This window comes from Jatrophihabitans sp. sgz311053, from assembly GCF_056135305.1.
Genome location: NZ_JBWAXP010000001.1, coordinates 330,738 through 354,613, shown reverse-complemented (window position 1 = coordinate 354,613; position 23,876 = coordinate 330,738). Strand labels below are relative to the sequence as shown.

The 23,876-nt window shown below is 71.6% G+C and carries 16 protein-coding genes; 5 read left to right on the top strand and 11 right to left on the bottom strand.

The window, feature by feature from the left end; all coding sequences use genetic code 11:
• Positions 1-2: 2 nt before the first annotated feature.
• Positions 3-971, bottom strand: a complete 969-nt coding sequence (locus tag AC0NZQ_RS01375; RefSeq protein WP_474527834.1) for a hypothetical protein — start codon at positions 969-971, stop codon at positions 3-5.
• A 150-nt stretch (positions 972-1,121) separates the two neighbouring features.
• On the opposite strand from AC0NZQ_RS01375, the gene AC0NZQ_RS01370 reads away from it, so the two are divergent.
• Positions 1,122-1,874: a DUF4190 domain-containing protein gene (locus AC0NZQ_RS01370; RefSeq protein WP_474527833.1), complete on the top strand. Its 753-nt coding sequence runs from the start codon at positions 1,122-1,124 to the stop codon at positions 1,872-1,874.
• 12 nt (positions 1,875-1,886) lie between these two features.
• Here AC0NZQ_RS01370 and AC0NZQ_RS01365 read toward each other — a convergent pair whose 3' ends face one another.
• Entirely contained in the window at positions 1,887-2,180 is a 294-nt protein-coding gene (locus tag AC0NZQ_RS01365; RefSeq protein ID WP_474527832.1) for a DUF4190 domain-containing protein, read from the bottom strand.
• Between the two features lie 80 nt (positions 2,181-2,260).
• Between AC0NZQ_RS01365 and AC0NZQ_RS01360 the strand changes: the two genes are divergently transcribed.
• Complete coding sequence (locus AC0NZQ_RS01360) at positions 2,261-2,926, top strand: hypothetical protein (protein ID WP_474527831.1); 666 nt, start codon at positions 2,261-2,263, stop codon at positions 2,924-2,926.
• Positions 2,927-2,939: 13 nt separating this feature from the next.
• Here the strand turns inward: AC0NZQ_RS01360 and AC0NZQ_RS01355 are convergent, their stop codons facing one another.
• The 8 genes from AC0NZQ_RS01355 to AC0NZQ_RS01320 form a co-directional block, all read right to left on the bottom strand.
• Positions 2,940-3,362: a hypothetical protein gene (locus AC0NZQ_RS01355; RefSeq protein WP_474527830.1), complete on the bottom strand. Its 423-nt coding sequence runs from the start codon at positions 3,360-3,362 to the stop codon at positions 2,940-2,942.
• The gene (gene clpB / locus AC0NZQ_RS01350; protein ID WP_474527829.1) at positions 3,359-5,980 is read right to left on the bottom strand and encodes an ATP-dependent chaperone ClpB; all 2,622 of its coding nucleotides are present in this window, start codon (positions 5,978-5,980) and stop codon (positions 3,359-3,361) included. The genes AC0NZQ_RS01355 and clpB overlap by 4 nt, the downstream gene beginning before the upstream one ends.
• 30 nt (positions 5,981-6,010) lie before the next feature.
• The gene (locus AC0NZQ_RS01345) at positions 6,011-6,403 is read right to left on the bottom strand and encodes a heat shock protein transcriptional repressor HspR (RefSeq protein WP_474527828.1); all 393 of its coding nucleotides are present in this window, start codon (positions 6,401-6,403) and stop codon (positions 6,011-6,013) included.
• On the bottom strand, positions 6,400-7,575 hold the full coding sequence (gene dnaJ / locus AC0NZQ_RS01340; protein WP_474527827.1) for a molecular chaperone DnaJ: 1,176 nt from the start codon (positions 7,573-7,575) through the stop codon (positions 6,400-6,402). Before dnaJ ends, AC0NZQ_RS01345 begins: the two co-directional genes overlap by 4 nt.
• 78 nt (positions 7,576-7,653) lie before the next feature.
• Positions 7,654-8,346 (bottom strand): nucleotide exchange factor GrpE, encoded by a 693-nt coding sequence (gene grpE / locus AC0NZQ_RS01335; RefSeq protein ID WP_474527826.1) that lies wholly within the window; start codon positions 8,344-8,346, stop codon positions 7,654-7,656.
• Positions 8,343-10,214, bottom strand: coding sequence for a molecular chaperone DnaK (gene dnaK, locus AC0NZQ_RS01330; RefSeq protein ID WP_474527825.1), 1,872 nt, complete (start codon positions 10,212-10,214; stop codon positions 8,343-8,345). Before dnaK ends, grpE begins: the two co-directional genes overlap by 4 nt.
• Before the next feature lie 529 nt (positions 10,215-10,743).
• Positions 10,744-14,505 carry a coiled-coil domain-containing protein gene (locus AC0NZQ_RS01325; protein ID WP_474527823.1) on the bottom strand — a complete coding sequence of 1,254 codons (3,762 nt, stop codon included), beginning with the start codon at positions 14,503-14,505 and terminating at the stop codon, positions 10,744-10,746.
• A gap of 37 nt (positions 14,506-14,542) precedes the next feature.
• A complete protein-coding gene (locus AC0NZQ_RS01320; protein WP_474527822.1) occupies positions 14,543-16,189 on the bottom strand; it encodes a hypothetical protein in 1,647 nt (548 codons plus the stop codon).
• Between the two features lie 312 nt (positions 16,190-16,501).
• On the opposite strand from AC0NZQ_RS01320, the gene AC0NZQ_RS01315 reads away from it, so the two are divergent.
• The 3 genes from AC0NZQ_RS01315 (at position 16,502) to AC0NZQ_RS01305 (ending at position 22,990) form a co-directional block, all read left to right on the top strand.
• A complete protein-coding gene (locus AC0NZQ_RS01315) occupies positions 16,502-18,733 on the top strand; it encodes a heterodisulfide reductase-related iron-sulfur binding cluster (RefSeq protein WP_474529388.1) in 2,232 nt (743 codons plus the stop codon).
• A 392-nt stretch (positions 18,734-19,125) separates the two neighbouring features.
• Positions 19,126-21,486 carry a transglycosylase domain-containing protein gene (locus tag AC0NZQ_RS01310; protein WP_474527821.1) on the top strand — a complete coding sequence of 787 codons (2,361 nt, stop codon included), beginning with the start codon at positions 19,126-19,128 and terminating at the stop codon, positions 21,484-21,486.
• Positions 21,487-21,529: 43 nt separating this feature from the next.
• Positions 21,530-22,990, top strand: coding sequence for a glycosyltransferase family 87 protein (locus AC0NZQ_RS01305; RefSeq protein ID WP_474527820.1), 1,461 nt, complete (start codon positions 21,530-21,532; stop codon positions 22,988-22,990).
• 60 nt (positions 22,991-23,050) lie between these two features.
• Here AC0NZQ_RS01305 and AC0NZQ_RS01300 read toward each other — a convergent pair whose 3' ends face one another.
• A complete protein-coding gene (locus AC0NZQ_RS01300) occupies positions 23,051-23,833 on the bottom strand; it encodes a deoxyribonuclease IV (RefSeq protein ID WP_474527819.1) in 783 nt (260 codons plus the stop codon).
• Between the last annotated feature and the right edge of the window lie 43 nt (positions 23,834-23,876).

Genomic DNA, 23,876 nt, shown 5'->3' with positions numbered 1-23,876 from the left:
CGTCAGCTCCCGCTGCGGCGTGACTTGCTTGCCTTGGCCCGCGTCCGAGCGAGTTCCGCGCCCTTGGCGACGGCATCCTGCGAGGCGCGCTGCTTGGTGCGGGCGCGATCCGGTCCGCTGCCGGCGGAGCGGGGCTCGTCAGCCGGGGTCGTCCGGGGCTGGCGGGGAGGCGGCGGTGAGAAGAGGCCGCGACGCTGCCGGCCGGCGGCCCGGACCGGGCGGGAGAAGTTGAAGTACTCGACGCTCGGTCGCAGGTTGGTGAGCACGACGGCGACGACGAGGCTCAGCCCGGAGAGGAACGCCGGGACCTTGAAGAGACCGGGGATGTCGGCCGTCACGGACATGACGGAGGTGATGCCGCCCGGCGTGCCGCTGAGGGTGATGAAGATCCAGAGGATGAGGACGGCCCAGCGCGACCAGTGGCGGCCCTTGAGGACAGCGGCGGCGGCGACGCCGAGCGCGACGAGGACGACCAGGGAGGAGATCAGCAGCCGCTTCTGCGAGTCGGCGATCTGACTCTGGATGTCGCGGAGGTTGGTGGCCTGCGTCTGCAGGTCCTTCAGCGCGTCCTTGCCCTTGCCGCTGGCGCCGCTCTCGAGTCCGGTGACCTGCGTCTTGATCTGGTTGGCCAGGCCGGTGAGCTGATCGCTCGGAGTGGGCTTGATCTTGGTGATCTCGTTCTGCAGCGCGGTGAGCTGAGCGGCCCGGTCACCGCCGGTGGGGCCGGCCTTGCGGACGTCCTTGAGCTTGTCCGACATCTGGTCGGCGATGGCGTCGCGAGAGCTGTCGCGCACCCATGTCTTCACCGAGCTGACGTAGAGCGAGGACGCGGTGAGCACCGCCATCACGCCTGCCAGCGCCAGCGCGGCGGCGGCGAGCAGGACGAAGCGGGGCGGGGCGGGACGGGGCCCTGCCGGGCTCGTCGACGAGTCGCCGGCGGGCTGCTTGCTGAGGTGAGGGCGGTCTGACACGCGCGCAGTCTACGTGCCCGATCTGGGCTCACCACCGCTCCGTCGCCGTGCCGCCGGTCGGGTGGGCTGTGCCGGGACTCGTATCCTCGTCATCGTCCGGACCACCCCGATCCCGAGCGCGCCCGCGCCCGGCACCGATGCGGAGCTGCGATGACCACCCCCTCGGCCGACGACGAGACCGGCGCGTCCCGCCACGGCGCCGACGAGCGCCCCGACCGGGTCGAGCTCGGCAAGCAGCCCGCGGCCGAGGAGCAGCCGGACTTCGACCCCTACCGCTACGGCAAGCCTGACCACCCGATCCCGCCGGAGTACGCGCCGCCGGGATACACGCCCGAGCCGCCCGCGCATCCGGGGCCCGGAGTCTACCCGCCCTCGCCCTACGGCCAGAGCCCCTCGGGTCAGGGTTCGTCCGGTCAGCCGCCCTACGGGCAGTACGGCCAGTCTCCCTACGGGCAGAGTCATGGCCAGGGCTATGGGCAGAGCTATGGGCAGGGCTACGGACAGCAGCCTCCGGGACAGCCCTACGGCGCGCCCGGACAGAGCCCCTACGGCGCCTACCCGCCGCCGTACTCCCACGGGCCGCAGGTCGTGCAGGGCAGCAACGGCAAGGCCGTCGCCGCCCTCGTGCTGGGCATCGGGGCCATCGTCTTCTGCTGGCTCTCCTTCTTCGACCTCGCCCTCATCGTCCCGGCGGTGATCCTCGGGATCATCGGCCTCAACGAGGCCAAGCGCCGCAGCGGCCGGGGCCGCGGGATGGCGATCGCGGGGATTGCGTGCGCCGTCGCGGGGGCGCTGCTCGCGACGCTGCTCACCGTCCTGATCTTCAACGCGGCGGAGAAGTGCGGCGGCTTCGAGAACAACACCGACCCGGGCTTCCAGCAGTGCGTGCAGGACAACCTCTAGGGCCGTCCGGCCTCAGCTGAAGTAGGCCGCACCCGACAGTGGCCCGGTCCAGAGCGCGAGGTAGAGCGCGATGCCGACCACGCCGAGGACGATTGCCACGGTGGACATCGCCTCGTAGCGCGCCCCGGCCCGGGCCCGTCGCCGTCCCAGCAGGCCGAGGACGACGGCGAGCGGGCTGAGCACCACCCACAGCAGCACGAACCCCGCCAGGCCGCAGGCGAGGGCGGCGACGGCCGGGCCGTTCTGCGCCGGGGACGAGGCGCCGGGTTGCCGACGGATCGTCGCGTCGGACTGCGGCTGGGACATGTCGCCTCCTCTTCGCGACTCAGTGTGGCCGACATCCCGGTACTGTGCGGGGACGCCCGCCCGCGCCACCCGGAGAAGGTATGACCGACAGCTACGACCCTCACCGCCAGGGCGGTTACGGCGGACCGCCGCCCACCGGCGCCTATCAGGGCGAGGCGCAGCAGCCGTACCCGGCCGGTGTCCCGCAGCCCTACGGTCAGCCCGGCTACGGCGGCTACCCGGCCTCCTCGGGGTACCCCGGCTACGGCTATCCGGGCTTCCCCGGCTACGGCTACCCGCCCGGCCCCACGGGACCCCGGCGCCCCGGTCTGGTGGTGGCGTCGGCGGTGCTGGCCTACGTCAACGCGGGCCTGCTGATCGTGGCCGGCTTCCTGCTGCTCTTCGGCGCGACGATCGTCAACGACATCGAGAACGCCGTCGACAGCGGCACCGACTACGCCACCGAGGCCGCGCTGCTCGGCGTCGGCAACCTGATCGCCTCCGGGCTGCTGATCGCCGGTGCCGTGATGTTCAGCGGCGGCAACCAGGTGGGTCGGCTGCTGCTGTCCGTCGGCAACGGGACCGTGGTCGTGCTGACGGTGTACTGGCTCGTCCGGTTCACCGACGACCGTTTCGACAACGCCGGTGGTGGCTTCCTGATCTGGGGCGCGCTCTTTGCGACCCTCGCCGTGCTCTCACTCGCCTTCGCCTTCTCCGGCGCCGTCAACCGGTGGCTGGGCGAACTCCGCAGCGAGCCGCGGCACTGAGCGCCCAGCGTCCTCAGCCGATCCAGGCGGGGGCGTCGATGAGCAGGTGCAGGGCGATCCACACCGCGCCGTCGACGAAGGCCAGGCCGATGGCGAGGAACGGCAGCTCGTAGGTCCGGCCGGTGTCGCGGGCCCGCTGTCCGGCCCATGCGCCGAGCACGGCGGTGACGACGGCGAAGAGCAGGCCGAAGACCACGATGCCGACGAACCCGCACGCCACCGCCACCACCGCGACCGGGTCGCGGTCGGGCGGGACCGGTGCGTCCGGGTCGTGGTGCGAGCGCAGCCAGTCCGGGGTGGGTTCGGCGACGCGCTCCCGGCGGCGTGCAGGGGCCGAGCTCGGACCGCCGGGGTCACCGGCGTCGCCGCCCTCGGAGACCGGAGTCGGTTCCGGCTCCGGAGTGGGCGACGACCCGTCGGTGCCCCAGGAGGTCACGCCGTGGCGTCCGCGCCGGTGCCGGCGGGGACGGCCGCGCCGACGACGAGGCCGGAGCGGTCCTCGGTGGCGTCGACCCGGACGGTCTGCCCATCCCTGATCTCGCCGCCGAGCAGCTTGCGGGCCAGCGCGTCGCCGATTGCCGACTGCACGAGCCGGCGCAGCGGCCGCGCGCCGTAGAGCGGGTCGAAGCCGTTGAGGGCCAGCCACTCGCGGGCCGCGTCGGTGACGTCCAGGCTGAGCCGCCGCGCGGAGAGCCGGCGCGAGAGTGCATCGAGCTGGATGTCCACGATGCGGGTGAGGTCCTCGGTCGAGAGCGCGTCGAAGATGACGACATCGTCGAGCCGGTTGAGGAACTCGGGCTTGAAGTGGCCGCGGACGGTCTCCATCACCAGGTTGCGCTTCTCGGCCTCGGGCAGCTCGGTGACCAGCACCTGCGATCCCAGGTTGGAGGTCAGGATCAGCAGCGTGTTGCGGAAGTCCACCGTCCGCCCCTGGCCGTCGGTGAGCCGCCCGTCGTCCAGGACGGCGAGCAGGATGTCGAAGACGTCCGGGTGGGCCTTCTCGACCTCGTCGAGGAGCACGACGGTGTAGGGCCGGCGGCGGACGGCCTCGGTGAGCTGGCCGCCCTCCTCGTAGCCGACGTAACCGGGCGGGGCGCCGACGAGGCGGGCCACCGAGTGCTTCTCGCTGTACTCGCTCATGTCGATGCGGACCATCGCCCGCTCGTCGTCGAAGAGGAAGTTCGCCAGCGCCTTGGCCAGCTCGGTCTTGCCGACGCCGGTGGGGCCGAGGAAGAGGAACGAGCCGTTGGGACGGTTCGGGTCGGCGATGCCGGCCCGCGCGCGGCGGACGGCGTCGGACACCGCGACGACGGCGTTGCGCTGGCCGATGACGCGCTGGCCGAGCTCGTCCTCCATGCGCAGCAGCTTGGCGGTCTCGCCCTCCATCATGCGGCCCGCCGGGATGCCGGTCCAGGCCGAGACGACGTCGGCGATGTCGTCGGCGCCGACCTCCTCCTTGACCATGACGTCCTCGGACTTGACCTCGTTCTCGGCCGCTGCGGCGGCGTCGAGCTCCCGCTCCAGCGCGGGCAGCTCGGCGTACTGCAACCGGGACGCCGTCTCCAGGTCGCCCTCGCGCTGGGCCCGTTCGATCTGCGTCTGCAGCTCGTCGATGCGCTCCTTGAGCTCACCGACCCGGTTCAGACCCGACTTCTCCCGCTGCCAGCGGGCGTTGAGCGCTTCGAGCTGCTCGTTCTGGTCGGCCATCTCGGTGCGCAGCTTGGCCAGCCGCTCGACCGAGGCGGGGTCGGACTCCTTGCTCAGCGCGAGCTCCTCCATCCGCAGCCGGTCCACGGCGCGCTGCAGCTCGTCGATCTCGACGGGCTTGCTGTCGATCTCCATGCGCAGTCGGGAGGCCGCCTCGTCGACGAGGTCGATCGCCTTGTCGGGCAGGAACCGGGAGGTGATGTAGCGGTCGGAGAGGGTGGAGGCGGCGACGAGCGCGCCGTCGTTGATGCGGACCTTGTGGTGCGCCTCGTAGCGGCCCTTGAGGCCACGCAGGATCGCGATGGTGTCCTCGACCGACGGCTCGGCGACGAGCACCTGCTGGAAGCGCCGCTCCAGCGCGGGGTCCTTCTCGACGTACTCGCGATACTCGTCGAGCGTGGTTGCGCCCACCAGCCGCAGCTCGCCGCGGGCCAGCATGGGCTTGAGCATGTTGCCGGCGTCCATGGCGCCCTCGCCGGTGGCTCCGGCACCGACGACGGTGTGCAGCTCGTCGATGAAGGTGATGACCTGGCCGCCGGAGTCCTTGATCTCGTTGAGGACGGCCTTCAGCCGCTCTTCGAACTCGCCGCGGTACTTGGCGCCGGCGATCATCGCGCCCATGTCGAGGGCGATGAGGCGCTTGTTGCGCAGGCTCTCGGGGACGTCGCCGGCGACGATGCGCTGTGCGAGACCCTCGACGACGGCGGTCTTGCCGACGCCGGGTTCGCCGATGAGGACCGGATTGTTCTTGGTGCGGCGCGAGAGCACCTGCACCACGCGGCGGATTTCGGAGTCACGTCCGATGACCGGGTCGATGGCGCCGTCGCGGGCCGCCTGTGTCAGGTCGTTGCCGTACTTCTCCAGCGCCTGGAAGGTCGACTCCGGGTCGGCCGAGGTCACGCGCTGCGACCCGCGCAGCGAGGTGAGCGCCTCGTCCAGGGCGGCGGGAGTGGCGCCGTGGCGGGCGAAGAGGTCGGCGACCTCGCTGCCGCCGTCGCGGGTGGCGGCCAGCGCCAGCAGCAGGTGCTCGGCGGAGAGGAACTCGTCGGAGTGGTCGCGGGCGATCTTCTCGGCGGCGCGGTTCACCGCGGCCAGGCCGGAGGAGGCGACCGGCTTGCTCACGGTGGTGCCGTTGACCGACGGCAGCCGGTCGACGATGCGCGACAGCTCGGCGCGCAGGGCGTCGACGTCGGTGCCGACGGCCTGCAGCAGCGGGCGGGTCAGCGTCTCGGTGTCGTCGAGCAGGGCCAGCGCCAGGTGCGCCGACTCCACGGTGGGGTTGCCCCGCTGCTGTGCTGAGGCCAGCGCGCTGTTCACCGCCTGCGCGCTACGGGTGGTCATGTCCATGAGGGGTCCTTTGCGAAGAGAGGTGGTCGTCTAGCGGCGACGACGTCGGGCCGGCTGCGGCTGCCACACCACGAGTGCCGTGGAGGGCCCGCCGGAGCGGGCGAGGAGCTCGCCGCGGGTGCGGTCCAGCTCGTCGGAGAGCTCTGCGACCTTGTGCCGCAGCGCGTCGACGTGCGACTCGAGCTCGATGATGCGTTTGATGCCGGCGAGGTTGACGCCCTCGTCCTGCGACAGCCGCTGCACCTCGCGCAGCAGCGAGATGTCGCGCGCGGAGTAGCGGCGGCCACCCCCGGCGGTACGGCCGGGGGTGACCAGGCCGAGCCGGTCGTACTGGCGCAGTGTCTGGGCGTGCATGCCGGCCAGCTCGGCGGCGATGGAGATGACGTAGACCGGGGCGTCGTCCGGCGGTTGCTGGTGGGTCATGACACCGTCCTGCTGCCCAGGGCCCGGCTGATGGCGGGCCGCGGGTCGTCGGTCTGGGTCGCGGCGAAGGCCTCCAGGGCGGCGCGGGCGTTGTCGTCCAGCTGGCTCGGGACCGCCACCTCGACGGTGACGAGCAGGTCGCCGGCGCCGTTCTTCTTCGGCACACCGCGGCCCCGGACCCGCAGGGTCCGCCCCGAGGGCGTCCCCGGCGGCACCCGCAGGGTGACGGGACTGTCGAGGGTCGGGACCCGCAGCGTCGTGCCCAGCGCGGCCTCGGCGAACGAGACCGGGACGGTGAGGGTCAGGTCGTCGCCCTTTCGGCCGAAGAGGCTGTCGCTGCCGACGTGGACGGTGACGAAGAGGTCACCGGCGGGCGCGCCGTTGGCGCCCGGCGTGCCCTTGCCGGCGACGCGGACCTTGGCGCCGTCGCGGATGCCGGCCGGGATGCGGACCGTGATGGTGCGGGTCTCGGTCGACTGGCCGGTGCCGCCGCAGACCGGGCAGGGATCGTCGATGATCTTGCCGTTGCCGCGGCAGTCCCGGCAGGGCTCGCTGACACCGAATCCGCCCTGGTTGCGCAGCACCGACCCGGTGCCGCCGCAGGTGGGGCAGGTGCGCGGCGAGGTCCCCGGCTTGGCGCCGCTGCCGTGACAGTTGCGGCACGGTCCGGGCGAGGTGAGCTTCAGTGGCAGGGTCGTGCCCTTGACGGCCTCGGTGAAGCCGAGGTCCACCGTCGCGTTGACGTCGCGGCCGCGGCGCGGTCCGCCCGAGGCGCTGGTGCGGAAGTTGTAGCCGCCGCCGGTCGAGCCGCCCCCGGCGCCGCCGAAGAGGCCGTCGAAGAGGTCGTTGATGTTGCCGCTGCGGTTGCCGAAGAGGTCGGACATGTCGAAGCCCGACGTCGGCCCGCCGCCGGGGTAGGCGCCGCCGAAGGGCATGCCACCCCCGGCGAATAGCTCGCGCTGCTCGTCGTACTCGGCGCGCTTCGCGGTGTCGGAGAGCACCCCGTAGGCCTCGGAGACGTCCTTGAACCGTGCCTCGGCGGCGGTGTCGCCGGGGTGGGTGTCCGGGTGGTTGTCCCGGGCGAGCTTGCGGTACGCCTTCTTGATCTCGGACGCGCTCGCGTCCTTCGCGACGCCGAGCACGGCGTAATAGTCCTTCTCCACGTTCGCCATGCGCGGCTCACCTTCTCTCGAGACTGTCGTGATCTGTGCGGGACGGCCGGGCCGGGTGACCCGGCCGTCCCGGTGGTGCTAGTTGTCCTCGCTGCTCTCGGCGTGCCGCTCGGATCCGGCCACGGCGTCCTCGACGGCGTCGTCGACGGCCGGACCGGCACCCGGCGCGGGGTCGCTGACCCCGACCATGGCCGGCCGGAGCAGGCGTTCGCCGAGCTGGTAGCCCTGCCGCATGATCGTCGTGCAGGTGGGCACCGTGACGGCGTCGCTCTCGTCGTGCAGCACGGCCTCGTGACGCGACGGGTCGAAGGCGTCGCCGACCTCGCCGAAGGCGGTCACGCCCAGCTTGGCGAGCACGCCGTCGAACTTGTCGGCCACCGCCTTCAGCGCTCCGGTGAGGTCACCGTGCGCCTTGGCGCGGTCGAGGTCGTCCAGGACGGGCAGCAGATCGGTGACGACCTTGCCCGCGGCGATCTCGCCCGCGGCCAGCCGCTCCCGCTCGGCCCGCCGGCGGTAGTTGGTGTACTCCGCCGACAGTCGCTGCAGGTCCTCCAGCGGGACGGTCGGGACGTCCGGCTCGGCGGCCGCGGGAGTCGCGGTGGCCTCGTCGGTCGCCGCGAGCGTCTCGTCGGCCGGCGGGGCCTCGGCGTCGGCCGAGGCCCCCTCCGGTGCGTCGGCACCCTCAGCGTCGAGCTTGATCTTGCGGTTGTCGGTGAAGCGGATCGGTGGCTCCTCCGGCTCGGCCGGACGGCCGGTCTCGGAGGAGGTCACTTCTGCTCCTGCTCCGGGCCCTCGTCCACGACCTCGGCGTCGACGACGGTGTCGTCGTCGGCGGCCTTGGTGAAGTCGGGACCGGCCCCGGTCGCACCGGCACCGCCGGCGGCGTCCGACTCGGCCTGGGCGGCGGCGTACATGGCGCCGCCGGTCTCGGTCGCGAGGTTGGAGAGCTTCTCCTGCGCGGCCTTGATGGCCTCGTAGTCGGCACCCTCGAGCTGCTTCTTCAGCTCCTCAATGGCGGTCTCGAGCTCGGCCTTCTTGTCGGCCGGGATCTTGTCACCGTTCTCGGTGAGGAACTTCTCGGTCGTGAACTGCAGCCCCTCGGCGGAGTTGCGGATCTCGGCCTCGTCGCGGCGCTTCTTGTCCTCGGCCGCGTGCTCCTCGGCGTCCTTCATCATGCGGTCGATCTCGTCCTTGGTGAGGCCCGAGCCACCGGTGATGGTCATGCCCTGCTCGCGGTTGGTCGCGCGGTCCTTCGCCGAGACGTGGACGATGCCGTTGGCGTCGATGTCGAAGGTGACCTCGATCTGCGGCACGCCGCGCGGGGCCGGCGGGAGGTTGTCCAGGTCGAAGACACCGAGGCGCTTGTTGTACGCCGCGATCTCGCGCTCGCCCTGGTAGACCTGGATCTGCACGCTGGACTGGTTGTCCTCGGCCGTGGAGAAGATCTCCGAACGCTTGGTCGGGATCGTGGTGTTGCGCTCGATCAGCTTGGTCATGACGCCGCCCTTGGTCTCGATGCCGAGGCTCAGCGGGGTGACGTCGAGCAGCAGGACGTCCTTGACCTCGCCCTTGAGGACACCGGCCTGCAGCGCGGCGCCCACGGCGACGACCTCGTCCGGGTTGACGCCCTTGTTGGGCTCCTTGCCGCCGGTCAGCTCCTTGACCAGCTCGGAGACGGCCGGCATGCGGGTGGAGCCACCCACGAGCACGACGTGGTCGATCTGGCCGACGCTGATGCCGGCGTCCTTGATGACGCTGTTGAACGGCTGCTTGGTCCGCTCGAGCAGGTCCGAGGTGATCTTCTGGAACTCCGAGCGCGAGAGCGTCTCGTCCAGGAAGAGCGGGTTCTTCTCGGCGTCCTGCGTGATGTAGGGCAGGTTGATCGACGTCGAGGTGGACGACGACAGCTCTACCTTGGCCTTCTCCGCAGCTTCACGCAGACGCTGCATGGCCATCTTGTCCTTGGTCAGGTCGATGCCGTGACCGCTCTTGAACTTGTCGACCAGCCAGTCGATGATCCGCTGGTCCCAGTCGTCACCACCGAGGTGGTTGTCACCGTTGGTGGCCTTGACCTCGATGACGCCGTCGCCGATCTCCAGCAGTGACACGTCGAAGGTGCCGCCGCCGAGGTCGAAGACGAGGATCGTCTGGTCGGTCTCGCCCTTGTCCAGGCCGTAGGCCAGTGCGGCGGCGGTCGGCTCGTTGACGATGCGCAGGACGTTGAGGCCCGCGATCTGGCCGGCCTCCTTGGTGGCCTGCCGCTGGGCGTCGGAGAAGTACGCCGGGACGGTGATCACCGCGTCGGTGACGTCCTCGCCGAGGTAGGACTCCGCGTCACGCTTCAGCTTCTGCAGCGTGCGGGCGCTGATCTCCTGCGCGGTGTAGTCCTTGCCGTCGATCTTGACCGACCAGTCCTCGCCGATGTGGCGCTTGACCGAGCGGATGGTGCGGTCGACGTTGGTGACGGCCTGGCGCTTCGCGACCTCACCGACGAGGACCTCGCCGTTCTTCGCGAACGCCACGACCGACGGGGTGGTGCGGGCACCCTCGGCGTTGGCGATGACCTCCGGTTCGCCACCGCTCAGGACGGCGACGGCGGAGTTGGTCGTGCCGAGGTCGATGCCGACGGCTCGTGCCATGGATGGTGCTCCTTCGTTGCGGGGATGGGAACTACGAGAGTTCGGGACCGGACGGCCGACAACGGTCGGCCGGGGCCGGGTACGTCTTCGATAGTGCTAGGCCGATGGCGTACATGTCAAAAGAACTGAGTCAGGCTGACTCAACTTCCCGAACGCAACGTGCTCCTGGTCACACGCTTGGATGCGCTTCCCCTGCGTTCTGGTCGATTCTCGGAGCTGAGTTCGACCAGAGCACAGGGGAAGCGGCCGGAGGGGGTTGGCCCCGGGTTGCCGCGGTTGGCCCCACCCGGGCGCGGTCGGACGGTCTCGCAAACCGCGCGTGGCTGGGGCCAACCGGGGTGCGCTGGGGTTGGCCCCAGGGGGGCGCGGTCGGACGGTCTCGCGTACCGCGCGTGGCTGGGGCCAACCGGGGTGCGCTGGGGCCAACCGGGGTGCGCTGGGGCCAACCGGGGTGCGCTGGGGTTGGCCCCACTCAGGCGCGGCTGGACGGTCTCAGCCAGCGCGCGTGGCTGGGGCCAACCCGGCGACCTCAGTCGGCAGGGGAGTCCAGGTCGATGCGCTGGACCCTCGGTGAGGCGCTGTCGCCCTCCGTCGCGCCAGCCCCGCTGTCGGCGCGGCTGCCGGCCGGGGTGGGGCGGAAGCGGCGGAGGTCGCCCCGGAGGCGGCCAGCTTCGCGCTCGCTCTCGAGTTCGGCCACCCGGCGAGAGAGCTCCGTGACGCGACGCTCGGCGTCGGCCGCCGCGCGCTCGGCCCGGTCAGCGGCCTCGGCGGCTGCCCGGCGGGTCGCGGCGAGCTGAGCCTGCGCATCGCCGAGGGCGAGGTCGTGCTGCTGCTGAGCGGCGTGGAGGGCTCGCTCCAGTTCCCGGTTCAACGGCTCGGCTGCCGCCGCCCGCTGCTCTGCCTCGTCGGCACGGGTGTCGGCCGTGTCGGCGCGCGCCGCCTCGAACTCGGCCCGCCGCCTCAGTTCGGCCAGCTGCTCGGCGTGCTTGTGGTCGGCGGACTCGCGCTCGGCCAGCGCGGTGGCCAGTTCGGCCCGGACCGCGGCGGCGCGATCGCGTTCGGCCGCCAACTCTGCCGCCGCCTCCTGCCGCTGCTCGGCGTGGCGGTCGTGAGCCTCCTGCAGTCCGGCGTCGAGGGCGTCGAGCCGGTCACCGGCGTCGGAGAGTGCGGCCAGCAGCTCATCGCGTTCCTCGGCCAGCGCAGCCGTCCGGGCGTGGGCGTCGGTCAGCGACTGTCCGCTCTGCTCGCGTTCGTCCGCCAGCTGCCGGGCGACCTCCTCGAGCTCGGCCGTGGCGGCCGCGCGGACGCGCTCCAGCTCGGAGGTGAGGTCGGCCTGCTGGCGCTCGGCGGCCTCCGCATGGGCGGCAAGGCTCCTCTCGTGTTCGGTCCGGGCGTCGTCGAGCTCGCCGCGCAGCGCGGCCAGCTGACGGTCGGCCTCGTCCCGAGCCGCGGAGATTCGCTGGTCGGCGTCAGCCTCGGTGGTGCGGACCTTCTCGTCGGCCTCGACGAGGGCTGCAGAGATTCGCTGGTCGGCGTCAGCCTCGGCGTTCCGGAGCCTCTCGTCGGCCTCGGTCCGGGCAGCGGCGAGGCGTTCGTCGGCGTCGGCGCGTTCGGCGGCCAGGGCCTCGGCGAACTCGCCGGCCGTCGCCTCGAGGCGGGCCTGCAGTTCGGTGGTCAGCCGCTCGGTCTCGGCTTCGGCGCTGCGCACCCGCTCATCGGCCTCGGCCGTCACGGTCGCGATCCGTCGCTCGGCCTCGGCCTCGGCGGCACGCACCCGCTCGGCGGCCTCGACGGTGGCACTGGCGAGGCGCGCCTCGGTGTCGGCGCGTTCGGCGGCGAGGGCTTCGGTGAATTCGCCGGCCTGGGCGTCGAGGCGGGCCTGGAGCTCGGCGACGCGGTGGTCGGCGTCGGCCCGTGCCGCAGCCAGCTGCTCGTCGGCGTCGACCGCGGCGGTCCGCAGCGCGTCGGCGAACTCGTCGCGCTGCGCCGTCAGCTGTTCGGCCAGGTCGGCGGAGCGCCGCTGCGCGTCGGCCAGGGCTGCGGCCTGTGCCTCGGCGGCTCGGTGCGATCGCTCCCGCTCGGCGGCGCCGGCCGCCTGCTCGGCGCTCAAGGCTTCGGCGAACTCGTCCCGCTGCTCGGCCGCTGCCTGCTCCGCGGCCGCCAGCTCGTCGCGCAGCCGTCGCTCCGTGCTCTCGGCCGCAGCCTTGGTCTCGGCCAGGACGCGGCGGGTCTCGGCGGCGGCCTGCTCGACGACGTCCGCGGTCGAACGGGCGGCGTCACCCTCGCGACGTGCCATCGCCAGCTGACCGGTGAGGGCGTCGATGGTCGCCGTCGCGTCGGTCAGTCGCGTCTCGAGATCGTCGGCCCGGCGCGTCGCCGCCGCCAGCGACTCGGCGAGCTCGTCGAACTCGCGCTCGAGCCGGGACGACTTCTGCTCCGACTCGTGTACGTGCCGGTCGGCGTTGACGAGACGTCGCTCCGCCTTGGCCAGCCGATCGGCGAGGTCGTCCCGTTCAGCCGCGAGCGGTGCCAACCGCTGGTCGGCCTCGGCGCGGACGGTGGCGAGCTCCTCGGCCAGCTCCGCGAGCTCCCGGACGTGCGCCGCCTGCGCCTCGTCGGCTGCCTGCCGCGCCCGGGCGACAGCGGCGTCGCGCTCCTCGGCCAGCCTCGCCAACCGGTCCTCGGCGTCACGTCCTCGCTCCTCGGCCGCTCGCTCGGCGTCGGCGGCCACCTCCTCGAGCCGCGTCGCTGCCTCGGCGCGGACGCGGTCCAGTTCGGCGGCGTGGTCGGTGCGGGTGCGGTCGAGGACTTCGGCGAGTTCGCGCAGTTCGGCCGTGAGCGCGTCGTGTTGTTCGGTGCTGTGGCGTTCGGCTTCGGCGCGGACGCGGTCCAGTTCGGCGGCGTGGTCGGTGCGGGTGCGGTCGAGGACTTCGGCGAGTTCGCGCAGTTCGGCCGTGAGCGCGTCGTGTTGTTCAGTGCTGTGGCGTTCGACTTCGGCGCGGACGCGGTCCAGTTCGGCGGCGTGGTCGGTGCGGGTGCGGTCGAGGACCTCGGCGAGTTCGCGCAGTTCGGTGGTGAGGGCGTCCCGCTCCTCGGCGCCGCGACGCTCGACCTCGTCACGTCCGGCCGCGAGGGCGGCATCCACCTCGGCCCTCGCCGCATCCAGTGCCCGAGCCGCTTCGGCCTTGGCCGCGTCCAGGGCACCGGTCGCCTCGGCGAGCGCCGCCGAACCCTCGGCCCGACTCCGTTCGAGTTCCTCGGCGAACTCCCGGCGTGCCGCGTCGAGAGCCTCCGTGCCGTCGCGACGGGCCTGCTCGACGGCAGCGACGCTCTCGGTCCGAGCCTGTTCCAGCGCTGCCGCGCTCTCGGCACGGCCCTGCTCGGCGTCGGCACGTGCGTCCTCGGCTCGGCCGCGCTCCCGCTCCAGCTCGTCCGCGAGCGCCGACCGCTGCTCGTCGGCGAGGCGCTGCGCGCCCGCGGCTGCCCCGTCGGCGTCGCTCCGGGCCTGCCGCAGGACATCAGCGAACTCGTCCCGCTGTGCCTGCAGCTCCTGCTCGAGGCGGTTCTGCTCGTTCCTGGCGGCGTCCCGGTCGCGTTCGGCGAGGGTCAGCCGTGACTCGGTGTCGGCCACCCGGGCGGCCGCGGCGGCGGCGCGCCCCTCGGCGTCGGCGATGCGGGTTTCGGCGGCGCGCTCGGCGTCGCCGAGCCGGGTCGCCGCGGTGCGTTCGCTCTCGGCGAGGTGCTGGTCGATGAGGTCGAGCTGCTGCTGGGCTGCCTGCAGCTGCTGCCACAGCTCGTCGTTCTGGTCGCTGCCGGCCGACCGCGCGACCGCTTGCAGGCGCTGCTCGGCGTCCTCGCGCTCGGCGGTGAGGGTCTCGCCGAACTCCTCACGCGCGGATTCCAGCGCCGCCCGGGCCTCCTCGGCCTCACGACGCGCCGCGGCGAGCTCGCCGTGGGCCGCATGCAGGTCGTCCCGAGTGCGATCGAGCTCGGCCCGGAGCTCGGTGAGCTCGGCTGCCGACGGACCGCCGACGCCATCGGGGGAGGCGGCAGCCTCGACGTCCGAGCCGTCCTCGTGCTGACCGCTGTCCGGCTCCGGCGTGCTCTGCGCAGCGGCAGGCTCGCGATCCCACGGTCGGACCGGCCGGGGGGTCCCGTCGTCGGCCTGCGGCGTCCGGACCTCGCTGCCGCCGGTGGGCGCCCCCGCCTGCCGTCGCCGGTTCCACGGTCGCACCGGCACGGGCGTCGTCTGGGCCGACTCGTCGGCGGGGTCACCCGGCGGGTTCGTCACGCTCGGAAGGTACCGGGTATGGACGACGTCCGCGCCGTCAACGCAGCAGCGTGCTCAGGCTGCCGCTCAACCGGTACGTCCCGGCACGGACAGTGGTCATCGTGGTCCATCGGGAGCCGTCGTCCGCGACGGTCGCCGGGACGCTCACGGGCGGGTCGGCAGGCCCCGACTTGACCGGCGGGACCAGGGTTGCCTGGAGGAACTTCGAGTAGCGCACGCGGACCCGGATCTCGCAGGCGCAGGGCACCTGGACCGTCAGCGTCGACTGCGTGTGGCCGACGATGCGGGCGGGCGAGGCCACGATGGGTGTGGGGTTGGCCACCCGGTAGAGCACCCAGTCGACCGTCCGCCAGATCGGTCGCAGGTAGTCCGGCGTCCTGGACTTCACCAGCTCGTACTCCGGGTAGGTCCCCACCGGCGTGGCCGGCATCGCGACGTAGCCGACCGCGTTGTTGTCCAGCCAGAGCTTGTACGTGACCGGGTCGAGCGGGTCCTGCTTGAGCGCGGTGTTGAGGGCGCTGTCCTCCTGGGTCTCCCAGCCCCGGGCGAGCATCGCGTGATCGAGCAGGGCGTCGTACCCGGCGTGGGCGCCGTGGTTGACGACCTCGAGCCGGTAATTGACGAGGTCCGGGATCCGGTCGAGCCGGCGCGCCAGCGGCTCGTAGTACGCGACCGACGACACCGGCTTGACCGCGTTGCGCAGGTCGGCGACGGTGCCCGACGCGCCGGCCACGATCGCCGGCAGCGCCAGCAGGACCGCCACCTTCGGCCGGCGCAGGGTCGTGGCCAGGACGACGGCGGGGACCACGAACCACGCGAAGCGCGCGAAGTTCGACCCCATCCCGTTGGGGACGAGGAAAAGGACCACCGCCGCGACGGCCGACCAGGCGATCGTCGTCCTGATGTGGTCGGGCGGCCGCGCCAGCCAGAGCAGCGCCAGCAGGACGAGCACTTGGCCGGTGAGCCAGGCGGAGAAGGGCTGCGGTCCGGGCTGGCCGAAGACGACCGCGACGGCGAGCAGGGCGGCGACGGCCACGCCGGCCACCCAGGCGATCGGCGGTCGCCACTGCTTCGTCCTCGTCGTCAGGAAGGTCCCCGACAGCCCCATGAGGATGAAGGCGCCGGAGACCGGCGAGGCGAAGATGCTCACCACCGTCAGCGCCGCGGCGAGGACGACCCGCCGCGACCGCAGCGCGATGACGGCGCCGATCGCGATGGCCGCGCCGAAGAGGAAGGGGACCCGCCCGCTCCACAGATTCGCGACGGCGGCATACGCGACGGCCCAGGCCCCGAGCAGTGGATGGTGCGTGGGGCGGACGGCCAGCGTGCCGACGACCGCGACGGCGACGGCCGACACCGCGCAGAGGAACTCGCTGCTGGTCAGGGCCGACAGCTGCGGTGTGAGGACCGAGTAGCTGCCGGGCGTGGTCCCACCGCCGAACCAGTCGAACCAGTACGTCAGGCCGACCCCGTCGCGGACCGCCGCGGCCCGGGCCCGCGCCGCCCAGAGGTCGTTGACGTCCGGCCGGAGGAAGAAGAAGGCCACCGCGTTGACCGCGGTGAACAGCGACGGCAGTGCCAACATGGCCAGCCGACGGGCCCACACCGGCACGCGAACGTGCGCCGGCGCCTCGGCGGCCGGCGTCGACGAGGCGGTGGCGCGGAGGCCGACGGTGGCGGACATCTGTTCCGGATGGTCCCACAACGTCCGGCTCGCGGGCGTCCGGGCGCGGGCGCCTGCTCAGGGCGCGACACTCGATGTTCGCACCACCCGGGACACTCCGGTGAGCGGTGGGCAAAGCCACACCGTCGCCGCTGAGTGGTTACTCGCCGGTAATAACGAATAGTCTGGCTCAGTTGCCCCGCCGCCGGACGCAAGGAGACGCGAGTGCAGCAGGCAGTCACCCAGACCGTGACCGAGGCCAGCGGTACCAACTGGTTCGTCGTGTGGGAATACCACCCCGTGGGGTGGTGGCGCCTCGGCCTGGCCATCGGCATGCTCGTGGTCACCCTGGCCATCGCCGGACGACGCGTCGCCTGGCTGGTCAAGCTGATCCGTTCGGGCAAGCAGGACAAGACCCGCCTCGAGGGAATCAACCAGCGCGCCAAGGACCAGCTCGTCGAGGTCTTCGGGCAGAAGAAGCTGCTCAAGTGGAGCGTCCCCGGTGTCGCCCACTTCCTGACCTTCTGGGGCTTCATCGTCCTGGGGCTGACGATCGTGGAGGCCTACGGCGCGCTGGTCATCAGCCGCGACTTCGCCTTCCCGATCATCGGCACCTGGCGCATCCTCGGCTTCCTCGAGGACTTCTTCGGCGTCGCGGTGCTCGTCGGCATCGTCTACTTCGCGATCAACCGCGTGAAGAACGCCCCCGAGCGCAAGCAGCGCGACAGCCGCTTCTACGGCTCGCACACCGGCCCGGCCTGGATGGTGCTGGGCTTCATCTTCCTGGTCGTGCTGACGCTCTTCATGTACCGCGGCGCGCAGTCCGCCTCGGGTCACTTCCCCTGGGGCGACTCCAAGGCGCCGTTCGTCTCGTGGGCGATCGGCAAGCTGCTGCCGCAGGGCGACTACCTCACCGGTTTCGAGACGTTCTGGATCGTCGCGCAGATGGCGGTCATCTTCGCCTTCTCGGTGCTGGTCGTGTACAGCAAGCACCTGCACATCGGCACCGCCCCGCTCAACGTGCTGACCAAGCGGGAGCCGAACGGCCTCGGGCCGCTGCTGCCCGTCACCGACAATGAGGGCAAGGCCATCGACTTCAGCGACCCCGAGTCGCTGGACGAGGACACCGTCTTCGGCAAGGGCAAGATCGAGGACTTCACCTGGAAGGGCTACCTCGACTTCGCCACCTGCACCGAGTGCGGTCGCTGCCAGTCGCAGTGCCCGGCCTGGAACACCGGCAAGCCGCTGTCGCCGAAGCTCGTCATCATGAATTTGCGCGACCACCTCTTCGCCAAGGCGCCGTACATCTTCGGCAAGGAAGTTCCGGAGGGTTCGGAGCCGAAGTTCACCGACGAGGGGCTCCACGGTCACGGCGTCCCCGAGGACGGCTACGCCCGCATCCACGGCTCGAACATCGAGCAGGCGCTGCGCCCGCTGGTGGGTGACGCGGAGTCCGGCGGCGTCATCGACCCGGACGTGCTCTGGTCCTGCACCACCTGCGGTGCCTGCGTCGAGCAGTGCCCGGTGGACATCGAGCACATCGACCACATCGTCGACATGCGCCGCTACCAGGTGCTCATCGAGTCCGCGTTCCCGTCCGAGGCCGGCGTCATGCTGCGCAACATCGAGAACAAGGGCAACCCGTGGGGCATGTCCAACAACGGGCGCAGCGAGTGGTTCTCCGACCTCTCCTTCGAGGTCCGGCAGGCCAGCCCCGGCGAGAAGCTGGACGCCGACATCGAGTACCTCTTCTGGGTCGGCTGCGCCGGTGCCCTGGAGGACCGCTCCAAGAAGGTGACGATCGCCTTCGCCGAGCTGCTGCACACCGCGGGTGTCGAGTTCGCCGTCCTGGGTCAGGCCGAGTCCTGCACCGGTGACCCGGCCCGCCGCCTGGGCAACGAGTTCCTCTTCCAGATGCAGGGCATGCAGAACGTCGAGACGCTGAACTCGATCGAGCGTGCCGGGCCGCTGAAGATCGTCGCCACCTGCCCGCACTGCTTCAACACCATCGCCAACGAGTACCCGCAGCTGGGCGGCCACTACGAGGTCGTCCACCACACGCAGCTGCTCGGCAAGCTCGTCGACGAGGGCAAGCTGGTGCCGGTCGAGGCCGTGGACAAGAACGTCACGTACCACGACCCCTGCTACCTGGGCCGTCACAATAAGGTCTACACGCCGCCGCGTGAGGTCCTCGGTGCCATCCAGGGTCTGAAGAGCCAGGAGATGCACCGCTGCAAGGACCGCGGCTTCTGCTGCGGTGCCGGCGGCGCCCGCTTCTGGATGGAGGAGAAGCTCGGCAAGCGCGTCAACGTCGAGCGGACCGAGGAGGCCCTGAGCTGGGACCCCGACGTCATCTCCACCGCCTGCCCGTTCTGCATGGTCATGCTCTCCGACGCCGTCGCGGCGAAGGTCGGTGAGGGCGAGGCCCGCGAGGACGTCGCCGTCCTCGACGTCGCGCAGCTGCTGCAGCAGTCGCTCGGCGCCCCGCAGCCACCGCCGGCGGCCGAGACGGCCGACGGTCCGGCCACGGACCCCGACCCGACGCCGCAGCCGGCGCAGGGCTAGCGGTTCCAGCACGATCTCGCGGGGGCGGGACGGTCGCAGCAGCGACTGTCCCGCCCCCGCGGCGTTGCCGGACTCGCCGCGTCGCCGATCGCCCTGCGTCCTTCCCCGGCCGCTCTCGCCCGCGCTGTCGCTGATCAACTTGCGTTTTCCGCCGCTCGAACGGCGGAAAGCACAAGTTGATCAAGGACTCGGATGCCTACCCTCGGGGCCCCGCCGGAACGGTCGTCGCAGTGGCGCCGGTCGCCTTCGCACCACGACGACGCGTTGCGCGAAGGATGGCCGGGCAAGCTGAGACGGTCCCGGCTCCGACGTGCCGGTCTCAGGTTCTCTGGTTAACGTCGGTCCGGATCTCACGCGTACTGCACCAACCGACACGACGGAGGACCGCTCCTGTGCCCGACCACAAGCCCCAGCGCAGCCGGCCGCAGCCGGTGAAGCCCACGGCCCCGGTGGACGAGTGGAGCGACCGCGACTACGAGGACGCCGGCTGGTTCAAGACCCGCTGGCACAAGCGCAGCCTCCGCCGTCGCAAGACCAAGGCGCGCGTCGCCGCGATGTCCCGCGGCCGCCGCTTCGGCCGCCGCGTCATGATCCTCTCGACCTGGCTGCTCGGGCTGCTGGCCGGGCTCATGGTCACCGCGATCGTGCTCTTCTACGCCCTCACGAATGTGCCGCGGCCGGAGGATCTGCCGCAGCTCCAGGTCGCCACCATCCAGTACTCCGACGGCTCCACCATGGCCAGGGTCGGCTCCGAGGACCGCACCATCGTCAATCTGAGCCAGGTGCCCCCGCACGTCCGCTGGGCCGTGCTCGCCGCCGAGGACCGCAACTTCTACCAGGACTCCGCGATCTCGATCCGCGGCACGGTCCGGGCGGCGCTGTCCAACATCACCGGCGGTGACACCCAGGGCGGCTCGGGCATCACGCAGCAGTACGTCCGCAACGCCTACGCCAGCGTCGGCACCGAACGGACCATCTCGCGCAAGCTCAAGGAACTGATGATCGCGGTGAAGCTCTCCCGCGAGTACAGCAAGGATCAGATCCTGGAGTACTACCTCAACACCGTCTACTTCGGCCGCGGCGCTTACGGCATCCAGGCTGCCGCGCAGGCCTTCTTCGGCGTCGACGTCGACAAGCTGACCACGGCCCAGGGCGCGGTCCTGGCCGGGCTGCTGCGCGATCCCGGCTACTACGACCCGGTCGAGGGCGATCTCGCCGCCGCCAAGGACCGGTGGCGCTACGTGCTGGACGGCATGGTCAAGACCAAGCACCTGACGGCCGCGCAGGAAGCGGCCATGACGTACCCGAAGGTGCAGCCGGCGCGGGCGAACGACCTGGGCGTCTTCGGCTGGAAGTACCTGGTCAAGAACGCCGTGATGGCCGAGCTCGCGGCCAAGGGCATCACCGCCCGGGAGGTCGCCGAGCGCGGTCTCACCATCCGCACCACCATCAACAAGCGGGCCCAGAGCGCCGCGCTCAAGGCGATCAAGACCAACTTCGCCGACCTGACGAAGAAGCAGAAGGACCTCAAGAACGCGCTGGTGGCGATCGACCCGTCCACCGGCGGGGTGCTGGCCTACTACGGCGGCACGGGGCCGGACGTGAAGGGCTACGACGGCAAGGTCGACTACAACGACTACGCCGGACGCGGCTCCCGCCCGCCGGGCTCGACCTTCAAGCCGTATGTGCTGGCGACGGCGCTCACCGACACCATCAAGCAGACCGAGGGCAAGCCGCACTACACGATCGACAGCGAGGTCGAGGGCCGGCAGTGCGCGCGGATCGAGGGCACCAAGATCTGCAACGACCCCGGCGACAAGGATCTCAGCGCCGACCAGGTGAAGCTCTCGTTCGCGATGAAGTACTCGCTGAACACCACCTTCGACTCGCTCGCCTCCGAGCTCGGCCCCGATGACGTCGCCGACATCGCCCACAAGATGGGCATCTCGCTGAAGGACAGCAACGGCAACCCGACGCTGGTGAACAGCAAGGGCGAGACCACCTTCGGCATCGGCATCGGCGACTTCCCCATCAGCGTCATGGACAACGCCAACGGCTACGCCACGCTCGCCAACGACGGGATGCGCAACGACGCGCACCTGGTGAGCAAGGCGACGAGCTCCGACGGCGAGATCGTCTACGAGTACAAGGGCAAGGCGACGCGAGCCATCGACGCCCGCGTGGCCAATGACGTCACGCTGACCCTCGAGCCCATCGCCGGGGTCAACGACGCGGCGCTGGCCAACGGGCGCCAGTCCGCGGCCAAGACCGGCACCGCCGGGGTGAGCGGCGCGTCGCTCGGCAACAGCGACGCCTGGATGGCCGGGTACACGCCGCAGGTCAGCGCCGCCGTCTGGGTGGGCACCGGGTACTCCAAGCCCATCTACAACTCCGCGGGCGAGCCCATGTACGGTCGCGACCTGCCGGCCAAGACGTGGAAGACCTTCATGGACACCTACCTCAAGGGCGCCAAGAAGCTGAAGCTGGCCAAGCAGCAGATGATCGACTCGGACGGCAAGAAGCCGGCGCCGACGCCGACCTACGTGCCGCCGCCGACCACGACGGCTCCGAGCAGTGACACCTCGACGCCGACCCCGACGGTGACGACGAGCCAGCCGCCGACCACGACGGTCGCCCCGCCGCCCACCACCGCCACCCCGACGCCGACACCCACGCCGACCCCGACACCGGTACCCACGTGCGGCGGCGTGCTGGGCCGGCCGTGTCCGACGACCTCACCGGGCGGCGGTTGACCGGCAGCCGGGGGCCGTCCGGCGTGGATGTCAGGATGAGCCGGTGACGAGTGCGCCGGACGGGACCGTGACCCCACGCCCTGCGCCGTCACCGCGCCCCGCACGGCGCGTCCCCAGCCGGGCCGATCCGATGGCCTGGCGCGCCACCCGGGCTGTCGGCGGGGCATGGGGACGGCACGCCGGCGTGGGTCCGGGGTCGTGGTGGACCCCGCTGCGCTGGCTGCTCGCCATGACGCTGGCGACCCTCGTGGTCGGCGTGGTGCAGAAGGCGCCCTGCGCCTCCGGCGACTGGACGGGGAACAAGCAGTACACGCACTTCTGCTATTCCGACGTCGTCCCGCTCTGGTCGAACGAGCGGTTGGACGTCGGCGGGGTGCCGTACCGCGACACCAAGGTCGAGTACCCGGTGCTCACCGGTGGCTTCATGTGGCTCACCGCCGAGCTCACCCGCGGCGTCCACGCGATCCTCACCGACGCCTCCCAGCTGGTGCTCTTCGGCACCATCACCATGCTGCTGCTCGCCGCCTGCGCGCTGGTCGTCACCGCCGCGACGGCGCAGACCGCCCGCGGCCGGCCCTGGGACGCCGCGATCTTCGCCCTCTCGCCGCTGCTGGTCTTCCACGCCTTCTCGAACTGGGACCTGCTCGCCATGGCCTTCGCCTCGGCGGGGCTGTGGGCCTGGTCGCGCGACAGACCGGTGCTCGCCGGCGCGCTGATCGGACTCGGCGTCGCCGCCAAGCTCTATCCGGTCTTCCTGCTGGTCGCGTTGGCGATCCTGGCCGTCCGGACGCGGCGCTACCGCGACGTGGTGTGGACCTGCCTGGCGGCCGGCCTCACCTGGGCCGCCGTCAACGCCCCGGTGGGGCTCGCGTACTACGACGGCTGGTGGGAGTTCTACAAGTTCAGTACCGAGCGGACCACCGAGCGCTCCACGTTCTGGGCCATGGGACGGCTGCTGGCCGAGGGCTCCATCACCGATCTGGACGTCCCGGCATGGGTGCCGCCCGGCCCCGCGGTGGCGCTGCTGCTGATCGTCGCCCTCGGTGCGGTGGTCTGGCTCGGGCTGGCCGCCCCGACCCGGCCCCGGCTCGGGCAGTTGGCCTTCCTCTGCGTGCTCGCCTTCCTGCTCACGACCAAGGTGTGGAGCCCGCAGTACTCGCTGTGGCTCGTCCCGTTGCTGGCGCTGGCCCGGCCGCGGTGGCGGTTGAACCTGGTGTGGCAGTTCGTCGAGGTGGTCGTCTGGATGCTGACGCTGACGCTGCTTCTCGGGCTCTCGGTCCCGGCCCACGGCATCAGCTACGGCTGGCTGATGTTCGTCCTCATCGTCCGTGACGTCCTGCTGCTGGTGCTGGCCGGACTCATCGTCCGGGAGATGTGGTGCCCGTGGCTGGACGTCGTCCGCGTGGACGGCGCCGACGATCCCGCCGGCGGCATCTTCGACGGCGCTCCGGACGACGGGGTCGTCCTCGGCCGTGCTCCCGGACGGGACATGAGCCCCGGCTGACCCGCGCCGGTGCTCCGTCCGGCTGGTCGGCTCGCGGCGCTCACCGTCGCAGCGGTGGCCTCAGATGGCCGAACGCAGGTAGGCGACGTCGTCGCCCTGCCCCTCGGCCGGCGTCTCGACGATGACGTCGCTGGCGGCGGCCCGGCAGACCTCGGCGATGACGGCGGCGTCGATGCTGCCGGTGCCGAAGTTGGCGTGACGGTCGGCGCCGGAGTCGAAGGCGTCGCGGCTGTCGTTGGCGTGGACCAGGTCGATCCGTCCGGTGATGCCGCGGACCCGGTCCACGACGTCGTCCAGCGGCTCGCCGCCGGCGAAGGCGTGACAGGTGTCCAGGCAGAAACCCGCGTCGAACTCGCCGACGGCGTCCCACAGCATCGCGAGGCGGTCGAAGCGGCGGGCGACGGCGTTGGTGCCGCCGGCGGTGTTCTCGATGAGGACCGGCAGGGGGTAGCCGCCGTCGTTGGCCGCGTAGGCGAAGGTCTTGCGCCAGTTCTCGACGCCGACCGACGGGTCGTCGGCCTCGTTGAGATGCCCGCCGTGGACGATGAGGCCTTTGGCGCCGAGCGCGGCAGCGGCCTGCGCGTGCTGCATGAGCAGCTTGCGGCTCGGCACCCGGATGCGGTTGTTGGTGGTGGCCACGTTGATCCGGTACGGCGCGTGGACGTAGACGGCCAGGCCGCTGCTCCGGATGGCCTCGGCGTGCGGATGCTCGCCCGGCGCCTTCCAGGCCTGCGGGTCGGTGAGGAACAGCTGGATCGACTGCGACCCGGTCGCCTCGGCGAAGGCGAGCGGATCGTCGGAACGCACGTGTGCGCCGATTGCGGCCGGGGTCGATGTGGGCATGCTCGGGACACTACGGGGACCTACCGACGGTGGGTGCCGGCCG

What these genes read in the sequence shown, in the direction of transcription:
- dnaK (WP_474527825.1), bottom strand. Translation starts at nt 10,214, where the DNA reads ATGGCACGAGCCGTCGGCATCGACCTCGGCACGACCAACTCCGCCGTC.
- AC0NZQ_RS01360 (WP_474527831.1), top strand. Translation starts at nt 2,261, where the DNA reads ATGACCGACAGCTACGACCCTCACCGCCAGGGCGGTTACGGCGGACCG.
- AC0NZQ_RS01345 (WP_474527828.1), bottom strand. Translation starts at nt 6,403, where the DNA reads ATGACCCACCAGCAACCGCCGGACGACGCCCCGGTCTACGTCATCTCC.
- AC0NZQ_RS01365 (WP_474527832.1), bottom strand. Translation starts at nt 2,180, where the DNA reads ATGTCCCAGCCGCAGTCCGACGCGACGATCCGTCGGCAACCCGGCGCC.
- dnaJ (WP_474527827.1), bottom strand. Translation starts at nt 7,575, where the DNA reads ATGGCGAACGTGGAGAAGGACTATTACGCCGTGCTCGGCGTCGCGAAG.
- clpB (WP_474527829.1), bottom strand. Translation starts at nt 5,980, where the DNA reads ATGGACATGACCACCCGTAGCGCGCAGGCGGTGAACAGCGCGCTGGCC.
- AC0NZQ_RS01300 (WP_474527819.1), bottom strand. Translation starts at nt 23,833, where the DNA reads ATGCCCACATCGACCCCGGCCGCAATCGGCGCACACGTGCGTTCCGAC.
- AC0NZQ_RS01320 (WP_474527822.1), bottom strand. Translation starts at nt 16,189, where the DNA reads ATGTCCGCCACCGTCGGCCTCCGCGCCACCGCCTCGTCGACGCCGGCC.
- AC0NZQ_RS01370 (WP_474527833.1), top strand. Translation starts at nt 1,122, where the DNA reads ATGACCACCCCCTCGGCCGACGACGAGACCGGCGCGTCCCGCCACGGC.
- AC0NZQ_RS01315 (WP_474529388.1), top strand. Translation starts at nt 16,502, where the DNA reads ATGCTCGTGGTCACCCTGGCCATCGCCGGACGACGCGTCGCCTGGCTG.